The 13,862-nt window shown below is 60.0% G+C and carries 12 protein-coding genes; 9 read left to right on the forward strand and 3 right to left on the reverse strand.

All coding sequences use genetic code 11. From position 1 onward, the window contains the following. Positions 1-49: 49 nt before the first annotated feature. Together tsf and rpsB are read right to left on the reverse strand one after the other, a co-directional pair. A complete protein-coding gene (gene tsf, locus J5M72_RS19080; protein WP_169429061.1) occupies positions 50-913 on the reverse strand; it encodes a translation elongation factor Ts in 864 nt (287 codons plus the stop codon). 190 nt (positions 914-1,103) lie between these two features. After that, the gene (gene rpsB, locus J5M72_RS19085) at positions 1,104-1,841 is read right to left on the reverse strand and encodes a 30S ribosomal protein S2 (protein ID WP_207866779.1); all 738 of its coding nucleotides are present in this window, start codon (positions 1,839-1,841) and stop codon (positions 1,104-1,106) included. 373 nt (positions 1,842-2,214) lie between these two features. On the opposite strand from rpsB, the gene map reads away from it, so the two are divergent. The 5 genes from map to J5M72_RS19110 all read left to right on the forward strand — a co-directional run bounded on the left by map (position 2,215) and on the right by J5M72_RS19110 (position 8,817). After that, the gene (gene map, locus J5M72_RS19090) at positions 2,215-2,997 is read left to right on the forward strand and encodes a type I methionyl aminopeptidase (protein ID WP_207866780.1); all 783 of its coding nucleotides are present in this window, start codon (positions 2,215-2,217) and stop codon (positions 2,995-2,997) included. Positions 2,998-3,037: 40 nt separating this feature from the next. Then, positions 3,038-5,740, forward strand: a complete 2,703-nt coding sequence (locus tag J5M72_RS19095; RefSeq protein ID WP_207866781.1) for a [protein-PII] uridylyltransferase — start codon at positions 3,038-3,040, stop codon at positions 5,738-5,740. Between the two features lie 43 nt (positions 5,741-5,783). Beyond that, entirely contained in the window at positions 5,784-6,983 is a 1,200-nt protein-coding gene (dapC, locus tag J5M72_RS19100) for a succinyldiaminopimelate transaminase (protein ID WP_085712836.1), read from the forward strand. A gap of 168 nt (positions 6,984-7,151) precedes the next feature. Then, on the forward strand, positions 7,152-7,883 hold the full coding sequence (locus J5M72_RS19105) for a M12 family metallopeptidase (protein ID WP_169429058.1): 732 nt from the start codon (positions 7,152-7,154) through the stop codon (positions 7,881-7,883). 343 nt (positions 7,884-8,226) lie between these two features. Further along, entirely contained in the window at positions 8,227-8,817 is a 591-nt protein-coding gene (locus J5M72_RS19110; RefSeq protein WP_347709523.1) for a hypothetical protein, read from the forward strand. A gap of 23 nt (positions 8,818-8,840) precedes the next feature. Here J5M72_RS19110 and J5M72_RS19115 read toward each other — a convergent pair whose 3' ends face one another. After that, positions 8,841-10,472, reverse strand: coding sequence for a Na+/H+ antiporter (locus J5M72_RS19115; protein ID WP_169429056.1), 1,632 nt, complete (start codon positions 10,470-10,472; stop codon positions 8,841-8,843). Between the two features lie 236 nt (positions 10,473-10,708). Here J5M72_RS19115 and J5M72_RS19120 point away from each other — a divergent pair, with 236 nt between their 5' ends. The 4 genes from J5M72_RS19120 (at position 10,709) to J5M72_RS19135 (ending at position 13,837) form a co-directional block, all read left to right on the forward strand. Then, a complete protein-coding gene (locus J5M72_RS19120; protein WP_042607053.1) occupies positions 10,709-11,017 on the forward strand; it encodes an arsenate reductase in 309 nt (102 codons plus the stop codon). 31 nt (positions 11,018-11,048) lie between these two features. Continuing rightward, positions 11,049-12,083 (forward strand): 2,3,4,5-tetrahydropyridine-2,6-dicarboxylate N-succinyltransferase, encoded by a 1,035-nt coding sequence (dapD, locus tag J5M72_RS19125; protein ID WP_207866783.1) that lies wholly within the window; start codon positions 11,049-11,051, stop codon positions 12,081-12,083. Positions 12,084-12,230: 147 nt separating this feature from the next. After that, positions 12,231-13,436 carry a cysteine desulfurase gene (locus J5M72_RS19130; protein ID WP_207866784.1) on the forward strand — a complete coding sequence of 402 codons (1,206 nt, stop codon included), beginning with the start codon at positions 12,231-12,233 and terminating at the stop codon, positions 13,434-13,436. After that, entirely contained in the window at positions 13,433-13,837 is a 405-nt protein-coding gene (locus J5M72_RS19135; RefSeq protein WP_207866785.1) for a SufE family protein, read from the forward strand. Before J5M72_RS19130 ends, J5M72_RS19135 begins: the two co-directional genes overlap by 4 nt. Positions 13,838-13,862: the final 25 nt, after the last annotated feature.

Genomic DNA, 13,862 nt, shown 5'->3' on the forward strand with positions numbered 1-13,862 from the left:
TGCGCGCGTGAGCGGGCAGCCTCTTTCGGGCGACAGTTGAAAAACCGTCTTATTGCTTGGCGGCAGCCAGCTGTGCAGCAACTTCTTCAGCGAAGTTGTCGACTGGCTTCTCGATGCCTTCGCCTACTTTGAAGTAAGTGAAGGAAACGATTTCAGCGCCGCCTTTCTTGGCCAGCTCGCCAACCTTGATCTCAGGGTTCTTGACGAACGCCTGCTCAACCAGGCTCGCTTCTGCCAGGAACTTGCTGATACGGCCTTTGACCATGTTCTCAACAATGTTTTCCGGCTTGCCTTTGATTTTTTCTTCGTTCAGCTGCAGGAACACAGCCTTTTCACGCTCGATCGCTTCGTTCGAAACCTGCGAAGGCAGCAGGAATTCAGGGTTGCTTGCAGCAACGTGCATCGCGATGTCTTTGGCCAGCTCAACGTCGCCGCCTTTCAGGACAACGGCAACACCGATCTTGTTGCCGTGCAGGTAGGTGCCGACTACGTCACCTTCCACGCGCACCAGGCGACGGATGTTTACGTTTTCGCCTACTTTGGCAACCAGCGCTTCGCGAGCAGCTTCTTGAGAAGCGATCAGCGGAGCTGCGTCGGTCAGCTTGTCAGCGAATGCTTTGTCAACGCTGGCAGCAACGAAGTTTTTGAAGTCGTCCTGCAGAGCCAGGAAGTCGGTCTGCGAGTTGACTTCGATCAGAACGGCAGCCTTGCCGTCGTCCTTGATGGCGATAGCGCCTTCAGCGGCAACGTTGCCGGCTTTCTTGGCAGCCTTGATCGCGCCCGAAGCACGCATGTCATCAATGGCTTTTTCGATGTCGCCGCCAGCCTTTTCCAGGGCCTTCTTGCAATCCATCATGCCTTCGCCGGTACGCTCGCGCAGTTCTTTGACCAACGCTGCAGTAATTGCTGCCATTTTCAAATTCCTCTTGGATAGGTTTTCAACCATTCCACCCGATCGAACGGGCGTTCAATTCTTCCCGAACCTGTTTGTAGCCGCTGCACGTTACAGATGCTGTAGCTGCGCTGCCGACAGATGGTTTTCGAGGTGGCAAAAAGGGGGCCAAGCCCCCTTTTTGCTTACTGAGTCAACGCCAGGGCGTCAATTACTCAGCTGCAGCCTGAGTTTCTTCAGCTGCGAATTCAACAGTACCGCCAGCAACATTGTTGCGACCACGGATTACTGCGTCAGCCATCGAACCCATGTACAGCTGGATAGCGCGGATTGCGTCATCGTTGCCTGGGATGATGTAGTCAACGCCTTCCGGGCTGCTGTTGGTATCGACAACGCCGATGACCGGGATGCCCAGCTTGTTGGCTTCGGTGATCGCGATGCGCTCGTGGTCAACGTCGATCACGAACAGTGCGTCTGGCAGACCGCCCATGTCCTTGATGCCGCCCAGGGAGCGATCCAGCTTCTCAAGATCACGAGAGCGCATCAGCGCTTCTTTCTTGGTCAGCTTGGCGAAAGTACCGTCTTCGGCTTGTACTTCAAGGTCACGCAGACGCTTGATGGAAGCACGGATGGTCTTGAAGTTGGTCAGCATGCCGCCCAACCAGCGGTGATCGACGTACGGCGAACCGCAACGTGTTGCTTCTTCAGCAACGATCTTGCCAGCGGAACGCTTGGTGCCGACGAACAGAATCTTGTTTTTGCCCTGGGCCAGGCGCTCTACGAAAGTCAGAGCTTCGTTGAACATTGGCAGGGTTTTTTCAAGGTTGATGATGTGAATCTTGTTACGCGCGCCGAAAATGTACTTGCCCATTTTCGGATTCCAGTAACGGGTTTGGTGACCGAAGTGCACACCGGCCTTCAGCATATCGCGCATGTTGACTTGGGACATGATAGTTCCTTGATAAGTCGGGTTGGGCCTCCACGTATCCCAATGACCAACCCCCGATCCGAGGATCAAAGGCACCCAGGCCATCGTGTCGACACGTGTGTGGGTTAATGCTCCCGGAGCTATCCCCGGAAAGCGGCGCATTTTATACCACAGCAAGGCCGCAAACGGAACCCGGAATCTTTAATCCCGTCAGGGACATGGATGCCGCCCCCTTGGAATCGGCCTTGCGCGCACTATTGTATAGAGAGAAGCGATGCACGCAGGCGCGGATTTGCGCCTTTGGTCTGTTAGAATCGCGTTTTTCAGGGCTGCGAGGCGAAAACCGCCGCCCTGTCCGTATCAGCAAGCGCCGCCGAGCGCAGAGAGAGCCTGTATGACCGTCACCCTCAAAACTCCCGAGGACATCGCTGGCATGCGTGTCGCCGGCAAACTGGCCGCCGATGTGCTGGAAATGATTGCCGAACACGTCAAGCCGGGCGTGACCACCGATGAGCTGAACCGGATCTGCCACGACTACATCGTCGACGTGCAGAAAGCCATCCCTGCCCCGCTCAACTACAAGGGCTATCCGAAGTCGATCTGCACGTCGATCAACCATGTGGTCTGCCACGGCATCCCGAATGACAAGCCGCTGAAAAACGGCGACACCCTGAACATCGATGTCACGGTGATCAAGGATGGCTACCACGGCGACACCAGCCGCATGTTCCACGTCGGCACCGTACCGGTCTGGGCCGAGCGCCTGTCCCAGGTCACCCAGGAATGCATGTACAAGGCGATCGAAATCGTCAAACCCGGCTGCCGCCTCGGCGACATCGGCGAGATCATCCAGAAGCACGCTGAAAAGAACGGCTTCTCCGTGGTGCGCGAGTTCTGCGGTCACGGCATCGGCAAGGTGTTCCACGAAGAGCCGCAGATCCTGCATTACGGCCGCGCGGGCACGGGCATGGAACTGAAGGCCGGCATGACCTTCACCATCGAACCGATGATCAACCAGGGCAAGGCCGACACCAAGGTGCTGGGCGACGGCTGGACCGCGATCACCAAGGACCGCAAGCTGTCGGCACAGTGGGAGCATACTTTGCTTGTCACTGACACCGGCTACGAGATCTTCACCCTGCGCAGCGACGACACGATCCCGCGCGTATCGGCCTGATCCCGACACTGCTCCCAGCCTATAGAAGGAAAGCCAATCAATGCCGCAGGTGGATCCCGAACTCTTCGACCGCGGCCAGTTCCAGGCTGAACTGGCCCTGAAAGCGAGCCCTATCGCCGCGTTCAAGAAGGCGATCCGCCAGGCCCGTGAAGTGCTCGACGCACGTTTTCGTGCCGGCCGCGATATCCGGCGGCTGATCGAAGACCGGGCATGGTTCGTCGACAACATCCTGCAAAAGGCCTGGGACCAGTTCGACTGGAGCGAAGACGCCGACATCGCGCTGGTCGCGGTCGGCGGCTACGGTCGTGGTGAACTGCACCCCTATTCCGACATCGATCTGCTGATCCTGATGGACAGCGCCGATCACGAAATCTTCCGCGATTCCATCGAACGTTTTCTGACACTGCTGTGGGACATCGGCCTGGAAGTCGGTCAGAGCGTTCGGTCGGTCGACGAATGCGCCGAAGAGGCGCGTGCCGACCTGACGGTCGTCACCAACCTGATGGAAAGCCGCACCATCTGCGGCCCCGAGCGTTTGCGTCAGCGCATGCTCGACGTCACCAGCACCGCCCACATGTGGCCGAGCAAGGAATTCTTCCTGGCCAAGCGTGCCGAACAGAAGGCCCGTCACCACAAGTACAACGATACCGAATACAACCTGGAACCCAACGTCAAAGGCTCGCCCGGTGGTTTGCGGGATATCCAGACGATCCTTTGGGTCGCCCGTCGCCAGTACGGCACCCTGAACCTGCGCGCCCTGGCCGGCGAAGGCTTCCTGGTCGAGAGTGAAAACGCCCTGCTGGCGTCGTCCCAGGAATTCCTGTGGAAAGTGCGCTACGCCCTGCACATGCTGGCCGGCCGCTCAGAAGATCGCCTGCTGTTCGATCATCAGCGCACCATCGCCGGGCTGCTGGGGTTTGAAGGCGACGACGCCAAACAGGCCGTCGAAAACTTCATGCAACAGTATTTCCGCGTCGTGATGAGCATTGCCCAGCTCAGCGACCTGATCATCCAGCACTTCGAGGAAGTCATCCTCGCCCCGGAAGACGAAGCGCCGCCGCAGCCGATCAACTCACGCTTCCAGCTGCACGACGGCTACATCGAGGCACGCAACGACAATGTGTTCCGCCGCACGCCGTTCGCCATGCTTGAGATCTTCGTGCTGATGGCCCAGCAGCCGGAGATCAAAGGTGTGCGCGCCGACACCATTCGTCTGTTGCGGGAAAACCGTCACCTGATCGACGACAACTTCCGCAACGACATCCGCAACACCAGCCTGTTCATCGAGCTGTTCAAGTGCAAGATCGGCATCCACCGCAACCTGCGGCGGATGAACCGCTACGGCATTCTCGGGCGCTACCTGCCGGAATTCGGTTTCATCGTCGGGCAGATGCAGCACGACCTGTTCCACATCTATACGGTCGATGCGCATACGCTGAATCTGATCAAGCACCTGCGCAAGTTGCAGTACACCCAGGTGTCGGAGAAATTCCCGCTGGCCGCCAAGCTCATGGCCAAACTGCCGAAACCCGAGCTCATCTACATGGCGGGCCTGTATCACGACATCGGCAAGGGCCGGCATGGCGATCACTCGGAGATCGGCGCGGTCGATGCCGAGGCGTTCTGCCAGCGCCACCAACTGCCGGTGTGGGACAGCCGCCTGATTGTCTGGCTGGTGCAGAACCACCTGGTGATGTCGACCACCGCCCAGCGCAAGGACTTGTCGGACCCGCAGGTGATCCATGACTTCGCCCTGGCGGTCGGTGATGAGACTCGTCTGGATTACCTGTACGTGCTGACCGTGGCCGACATCAACGCGACCAACCCGACCCTGTGGAACTCCTGGCGCGCCAGCCTGCTGCGCCAGCTCTACACCGAGACCAAGCGCGCCCTGCGCCGCGGCCTGGAAAACCCGGTGGATCGCGAAGAGCAGATCCGCCAGACCCAGAGCGCAGCGCTGGATATTCTGGTGCGCGGCGGCACCGATCCGGACGACGTCGAGCAATTGTGGGCGCAACTGGGCGATGACTATTTCCTGCGCCATACCGCCGGCGATGTGGCCTGGCACAGCGATGCGATTCTCCAGCAGCCGGCCGACGGCGGGCCGCTGGTGCTGATCAAGGAAACCACCCAGCGCGAATTCGAGGGCGGTACGCAGATCTTCATCTATGCCCCGGACCAGCACGATTTCTTTGCCGTGACCGTGGCCGCGATGGACCAGCTCAACCTGAACATTCACGACGCCCGGGTCATCACCTCCAGCAGCCAGTTCACCCTCGACACCTATATCGTGCTCGACACCGATGGCGATTCGATCGGCGACAATCCACTGCGGATCAAGCAGATCCGCGACGGTCTGACCGAAGCTCTGCGCAACCCTGACGACTACCCGACGATCATCCAGCGCCGGGTGCCGCGCCAGCTCAAGCACTTTGCCTTTGCGCCGCAGGTGACGATCCACAACGACGCCCAGCGTCCGGTGACGGTGCTCGAACTCACCGCCCCCGATCGTCCGGGCCTGCTGGCACGGATCGGCGGGATTTTCCTGGAGTTCGACCTGTCGCTGCAGAACGCCAAGATCGCCACGCTGGGCGAGCGGGTGGAAGACGTGTTCTTCATCACCGACGCCCACAATCAGCCGCTGTCCGACCCGCTGCTGTGCAGCCGTTTGCAGGATGCCATCGTCGAGCAGCTCAGCGTCAATCAGGAACCCGATATCAACCTGTCGCGCATCAGCATTTGACTGAGCGCCCGGATTCAACCGCTTTGCACGAGATCCCGCACCGATGAACAACGCTCTGACCCAGTTGCAGCCCTACCCGTTCGAAAAGCTCCGCGCCCTGCTCGGCAGCGTCACGCCGAACCCGGACAAGCGCCCGATCGCGCTGTCCATCGGCGAGCCGAAACACCGCTCGCCAAGCTTTGTCGCCGAGGCGCTGGCGAACAATCTGGATCAGATGGCGGTGTACCCGACCACCCTTGGCATTCCGGCCCTGCGCGAAGCCATTGCCGCCTGGTGCGAACGTCGCTTCAACGTGCCGAGCGGCTGGATCGACCCGGCGCGCAACGTGCTGCCGGTCAACGGCACCCGTGAAGCGCTGTTCGCTTTCACCCAGACCGTGGTCAACCGCGGCGACGACGCGTTGGTGGTCAGCCCGAACCCGTTCTATCAGATCTACGAAGGCGCTGCGTTCCTCGCCGGTGCCAAACCGCACTACCTGCCATGCCTGGACGAGAACGGCTTCAACCCGGACTTCGACGCGGTTTCGCCGGACATCTGGAAGCGCTGCCAGATCCTGTTCCTGTGCTCGCCGGGCAACCCGACCGGCGCGCTGATTCCGGTCGACGTGCTGAAAAAACTGATCGCCCTGGCCGACGAATACGACTTTGTGATCGCCGCCGACGAGTGCTACAGCGAGCTGTACTTCGACGAGCAGACCCCGCCGCCGGGCCTGCTCAGCGCCTGCGCCGAACTGGGTCGCAAGGACTTCAAGCGCTGCGTGGTGTTCCACAGCCTGTCCAAGCGTTCGAACCTGCCGGGCCTGCGCTCCGGTTTTGTTGCCGGCGATGCCGACATCCTCAAGGGCTTCCTGCTGTATCGCACCTACCACGGCTGCGCGATGCCGGTTCAGACGCAACTGGCCAGCGTTGCCGCATGGAACGACGAAGTGCATGTACGTGCCAACCGTGCGCTGTATCGGGAGAAGTTCGATGCCGTGCTGGCGATCCTCAGCCCCGTGATGGATGTACAGCGTCCGGATGGCAGCTTCTACCTGTGGCCAAACGTGCAAGGTGATGACGCAGCATTCTGCCGTGATCTGTTTGCCGAGGAACATGTAACTGTGGTGCCGGGTTCGTACCTGTCCCGGGATGTCGACGGGGTCAACCCCGGTGCCGGCCGCGTGCGCATGGCGCTGGTCGCGCCGCTGGCGGAGTGTGTGGAAGCGGCCGAACGCATCCGCGATTTCGTCCTGCGTCACAAGTAATGGCTGAACGTTCGTGCCGGGCAATCCGGCACGGGCACTTCATACATCAGGTTACAGATCCTCCAACTATTTACTCCACTTCCCTGTCGGCCAGACGTTAGTCTTGAACCGCGCACAATCGCGCGCTCAACTGCATTCAAAATTTTAAACTTCAAGGAAGAAGTCGACATGGACACTCTATTGGATTGCCAGCTCGTTCAGTGGCCCGATGATCAAGCCGCCTACACCGCAGCCATCAATGAAAACCCCGCCAATGCCGGTACAAGTTCCGGTACTCGACGTAAACGCTCCATCGTTCACTATTCAAAACTCTGGGCCAACGGGCGAACCCTGAAAGTGGCTTTCATGGATTCACCGGATGCCGACCACAAACAAAAAATTATCGCGGCTGCCAGCCAATGGTTACCGTACATCAACCTTAAATTTGAATTTGTCGATGATTTGAAAGGCGACATCCGGATCGCAACAAAAAACAATAACAACAGCTCGATGCTGGGCACTGACGCCTTGTTGATACACCCCGACCACCCCACCATGAATCTTGGAGTGAAGCCGCAGCACGAAGACTTCGAGGTCATCGTGATCCACGAATTCGGCCACGCACTGGGGGCGATGCATGAGCACCAGCACCCCAGGGCCAATATTCCGTGGGATAAGCCAAAAGTGTACGAGTTCTACAAAACCCGTGAAATGAATCCCCTGACCGAAGAACAGGTGGACAGAAATCTGTTCGCATCTTTCGACACACTGGACGCGATCTACACTTCCTACGATCGAAAATCGATCATGCATCATCCTGTGGCAAATACATTGACTGTGGGCAACTGGGAAATACCGATCAATCGACGGATCAGTAAAAAAGACAAACGGCTCATGCGACTGCTTTACCCGAAACAATAAAAACACCTGTAGTACATCGTTCGCGAGGTGCAACACCTCGCGAACTTTCAACATCACGAAATACCCTTCAACTTCATTCATCCCGCACTCTACATTAACTTATGGCCGCCCCTGCCTTCCGGCTCAACCTGCCCGGAATAAACAGCAGCCCACTGAATCAATATAAGTACGGATAGATAACATGAACGCCACAACACTTTGCCTGACAGAAAAACCGGTGTCTTTCCACCGCGCCCATGAAGTTGCCATCGCCGAGAATCCTGCCAATGCAGGAAACTCGGTATCCGCTCGTAAAAAACGAGCCGTCGGGAAACACACTTACTTCTGGGCGCCAGGCCGGAGCTTGCGTATCGCCTTTCTGAGTGGGGATCAAGCATTCAAGGACGCCGTCAAAGCCGCGGCCAACAACTGGCTGCCCCATATCAACCTGACGTTCGATTTTGTAGAGGGTGAGTCAGGGGATATCCGTATCAGCAGCGAACCCGGCATTTACTGGTCGATGATCGGAACCAACGCGCTGCTGATCGAGGAAGGCCCGACCATGCGGCTGTCGCCTGACTTGCGCGCCCCGGCATTTTTCGCCGCCAATGTCATGCACGAGTTCGGACATGCGCTGGGGGCCGAACATGAGCACCTTCATCCGGCGTCAAACATTCCGTGGAACAAGCCTGCGGTTTACGCCGCGCACGGGGTGGCCGAAGACGCCGATGAGGGCGATTACGCACGCCGATCTGTCGATGAACGCTACTTCAACCTGCTCGACGCCAGCGATTTCGACTACACGCCTTACGATCCGAAGTCGATCATGCATTACGCCGTGCGCCAGAACTGGACCCTTGGCGACTTCAAGATTGATCTGAATCTGGTGCTCAGCGACAAGGACAAGGCGTTCATGGCGAAGGCCTATCCGTTCCCTGCGGCACAAACGGCGTAACCGCATGGGACAGGTCGACGCGATTATTTGACCTGCCCCAGATTCGCCTCACTCAAATCCAGCTCCCCCAACACTTCACGCAACACGTCATCGCCAATCTGGTGCTGACGACTCAGGCTGTACAACTCAAGGCGTTGCGCGCGCAGCGCTTTGAGGCGCAAACGGCGTTCGAGCAGATCCATCTGGAATGCCAGCGCCTGAGCTTCGGCCGAATCGTTGAACACCTCCAGTTGATGGCGATACTCGGACATGATCCGCGCCTTGAGCTCCGCCGACAACGCCGCTTGCGCAGCGTCCTGCGGGGTGACCTCTTCGATCTCCAGCGCATGAATCGCCGCTTCGGCGGTCTTGCGCCAGGCGTCGTGGACTTCCTGGCGGCGCTTGTCGTCGGGGCTTTTCTGGATTCCGCGCAGCAGCAACGGCAAGGCGATGCAGGCTGCCACCAGCGACATCAGGATCACCCCGGCGGCGATGAAGATCAGCAGATCACGTTCCGGAAAGGCCTCGCTGCCCATCAGCATCGGCACCGACATCACGCCCGCCAGGGTGACTGCACCGCGCACCCCGCCGACGGTCAGCAGCCAGCAGGAACGAGCGGTCGGCACCTGCGTCAGCTCGCCCTTGCCGCGTAACCGTCGCAACAGCACCGACAGACGCCAGATGCTTTGGACCCAGATGAAGCGAAGCAGCACCAGCGCCAGGAAAATAGCCATCACGTCGAGGCAGCGGTAAAGCAGCGTCGGCCACAACGACGTTTCGTGGCTGACCACCGCTTTGATGATGTCCGGCAATTGCAGGCCGAGCAGCAGGAAGATCAATCCGTTGAAGGCAAACTCCAGCAGCGACCACACGCTGCGATTGAGCAGGCGGGTGCTGGTCTGGCGCGGCAGCAGATCAAGCCAGCTCTGCATCATCCCCGCTGCCACCGCCGAGAGAATGCCCGAGGCGCCGAGTCGCTCGGCCAATACGTAAGCGGCAAACGGCAGCAGCAACATGAACACCACATGAGTGGCGGGATCGTCCCAGCCCCGGGCGATCATCCAGGCGCGCAAGCGGCCCACCAGCCAGCTCAGTGCAACACCGACCGCCAGCCCGCCAACCGCCACCAGCACAAACGTCAGGCTCGCATTGGCCAGCGAGAATGCACCGGTGACCGCCGCCGCCAGCGCGAACTTGAAGGTCACCAGACCCGATGCATCATTCATCAACGCTTCGCCTTGCAGCATGTGCATCAACGGTGTCGGCAAGCGGTTCTGCGAAATCGCCGACACAGCCACGGCGTCGGTCGGCGACAGTACCGCCGCCAGCGCGAACGCCACCGGCAATGGAATCGTCGGCAGCAGCCAGTGAATGAAGTAGCCGGCACCGACCACGGTGAACAGCACCAGCCCGACCGCCAGCGTCAGCACCGGCCCGCGCAGACGCCACAATTCGCGTTTGGGCATGCGCCAGCCATCAGAGAACAACAGCGGCGGCAGGAACAGAAACAGGAACAGTTCGGGATCCAGAGCCACATGCAGGCCAAGAGTCGGCCAGGCCAGCAAGGCTCCGGCGGCGATCTGCACCAATGGCAGCGGCAACGGGATGACCCGTCCGACCAGACGCGAGACGCTGACCAGCATCAGCAGGATCAGGACGGTATAAGCGGTTTGCATAAAGCGGAAATCCCGGACAATCGACAGCGTTGAACTGCCATATTAGCCGCTTAGGCTGTGCGTGACCGTTGCACCTATGTCGCAGCCCCCGTCCGGGAAATCAACCTCGGCCGCCGCGAAACGGTTTGGTCATGGCATAATCCGACACCATTTTTTTCAGCACCTGTAAAGGGGGCGATTCCTTGACCGTTTCAAGCAAAACGTTGCACCTTTTCGGCATCAAAGCCTGCGACACCATGAAGAAGGCGCGCACCTGGCTCGATGAACACGCTGTCAGCTACGACTTCCACGATTACAAAACCGCCGGCATTGATCGCGAGCACCTGACCCAATGGTGCGACGAGCATGGCTGGCAAACGGTGTTGAACCGTGCGGGCACGACCTTTCGCAAACTCGACGACGAACGCAAAGCCGATCTCGACCAGTCGAAAGCCATCGAACTGATGCTCGCTCAACCCTCGATGATCAAGCGCCCGGTGCTCGATCTCGGTGACCGAACCCTGATTGGCTTCAAGCCAGATATCTACGCGGCCGCCCTCAAGTAAGCAGCCCGTCACTTTTTGTAGAGGTATTCACATGTCCAACTCTCTGTTCAGTATCGCCTTCGGCGTCGGCACCCAGAACCGTCAAGGGGCGTGGCTTGAAGTGTTCTACGCCCAGCCGCTGTTGAATCCTTCGGCCGAACTGGTCGCCGCTGTTGCACCGATTCTCGGCTACACCGAAGGCAACCAGGCCATCACCTTCACCACCGCACAAGCCGCCCAACTGGCTGAAGCCGTGAAAGGCATCGATGCGGTACAGGGCAAGTTGCTGACCCGTCTGGCCGAAAGCCACAAGCCGCTGGTCGCCACCCTGCTGGCCGAAGACACGCAACTGACTTCGACCCCTGAGGCGTACCTCAAACTGCACCTGCTGTCCCATCGTCTGGTCAAGCCCCACGACGTGAGCCTGGCCGGGATCTTCCCGCTGCTGCCAAACGTGGCCTGGACCAGCCAGGGTGCCATCGACCTGAGCGAACTGGCCGAGCTGCAACTCGAAGCCCGTCTGCGCGGCGAGCTGCTGGAAGTGTTCTCGGTGGACAAGTTCCCGAAAATGACCGACTACGTGGTACCGGCCGGCGTGCGTATCGCTGACGCCGCACGTCTGCGTCTGGGCGCCTATGTGGGCGAGGGCACCACCGTGATGCACGAAGGTTTCGTCAACTTCAACGCCGGCACCGAAGGTCCGGGCATGATCGAAGGCCGCGTCTCCGCTGGCGTGTTTGTCGGCAAGGGTTCGGACCTGGGCGGCGGTTGCTCGACCATGGGCACCCTGTCGGGTGGCGGCAACATCGTGATCAAGGTTGGCGAAGGCTGCCTGATCGGCGCCAACGCCGGTATCGGTATCCCGTTGGGCGACCGCAACACCGTCGAGTCGGGCCTGTACGTGACGGCCGGCACCAAGGTGGCGCTGCTGGACGAGCACAACAACCTGGTCAAAGTGGTCAAGGCCCGTGAACTGGCCGGCCAGACCGACCTGCTGTTCCGTCGCAATTCGGAAACCGGTGCCGTGGAATGCAAGACCCACAAATCGGCGATCGAACTGAACGAAGCGCTGCACGCTCACAACTAAGCGCCGCTGTGACCTCTGTGGGAGCGGGCTTGCTCGCGAAGACGGTGTGTCAGTCACCCTTGATTTCGACTGACACGACGCATTCGCGAGCAAGCCCGCTCCCACAAGGTTCGGTGTATATCCGCCCAAGTTCACAGGGCTGAACAGATGATGATTCCCTCCCCCTGGCGCGCCGACTTCCCGGCCATCGCCGCCCTGCAACGGCAAGACCAGACCTATCTGGACAACGCCGCCACCACGCAAAAACCCCAGGCTTTTCTCGACGCGCTGGCGCATTACTACGCCAATGGCGCGGCCAACGTACACCGTGCCCAGCACCTGCCCGGCGCCCACGCCACGCAGGCGTTCGAGGACAGTCGCCTGAAGGTTGCCCAGTGGCTGAATGCCGGTGACAGCGGGCAGATCATCTTCACCCACGGCGCCACCAGTGCGCTGAATCTGCTGGCCTATGGCCTGGAACCTCTTTTCCATCCGGGCGATGAAATTGTCATCAGCGCCCTGGAGCATCACGCCAATCTGCTGCCGTGGCAGCAACTGGCACAACGTCGCGACCTGAAACTGGTGATCCTGCCGCTGGACGATGACGGCGTGATCGACCTCGCTGCTGCCGTTCACCTGATCGGCCCGCGCACCCGCTTGCTGGCGGTCAGCCAGTTGTCCAACGTGCTTGGCGCGTGGCAACCGTTGCCGGCCCTGCTGGCGATGGCCAAGGCACAAAATGCGTTGACCGTCGTCGATGGCGCTCAAGGCGTGGTCCACGGCCGGCATGACGTGCAGGCACTGGGTTGCGACTTTTACGTGTTTTCCAGCCACAAACTCTACGGCCCCGATGGCCTCGGCGTGCTGTTCGGGCGCAACAGCGCACTTGAGCAACTGCGGCCGTGGCAGTTCGGCGGCGAAATGGTTCTGGAAGCCAATTATCACGAATCCCGTTTCCGCCCTGCTCCGCTGGGTTTCGAAGCGGGCACGCCGCCGATTGCCAGCGTGATCGGCCTCGGTGCGACCCTCGACTATCTGGCCGGTCTGGATCAGGACGCGGTGGCCGCCCACGAAGCGGCGCTGCACGATTACCTGTTGCGTGGTCTCGCCGCCCGCAACGGCATTCGTCTGTTGGGCAAACCGCAACTGGCGCTGGCCAGTTTTGTCGTCGAAGGCGTGCACAACGCCGATCTCGCGCACTTGCTGACCGAACAGGGCATCGCTGTACGTGCCGGGCACCACTGCGCGATGCCGCTGCTCAAGCGATTCGAATTGGCCGGGGCGATTCGCGTGTCGCTGGCGCTGTACAACGATTCCGAAGATCTGGAGCGTTTCTTTGAAGCGCTGGATCAGGCGCTGGAGCTATTGCGATGAGCCTGCCGGTCGAGGCCGCCGAAGCGCTGCAATCGTTTCAGAACGCCGCGGGCTGGGAACAGCGGGCGCGGCTGTTGATGCAGTTGGGTGATCGCCTGCCGCCGTTGAGCGATGCGGACAAATGCGAGGCCAACCGCGTGCACGGCTGTGAAAGTCAGGTGTGGCTGGTAGGTGAATTGCGCGACGGTCACTGGCAGTTCGCGGCGAGCAGCGATGCGCGGATGATTCGCGGATTGGTGGCGTTGCTGCTGTTGCGGGTCAACGGCTTGTCTGCCGCTGAGTTGCAGCAAATCGATCTGCCGGACTGGTTCAATCAACTGGGGCTGTCGCGGCAGTTGTCGCCGTCGCGCAGCAACGGCTTGAATGCCGTGCTGCAGCGGATGAACGAGCTGGCGCAGTAAAAGGGCTGCTACGCAGCCCTGGGCT

The organism is Pseudomonas sp. 58(2021), assembly GCF_017491585.1.
Taxonomy (GTDB): Bacteria; Pseudomonadota; Gammaproteobacteria; order Pseudomonadales; family Pseudomonadaceae; genus Aquipseudomonas; species Aquipseudomonas fluorescens_BT.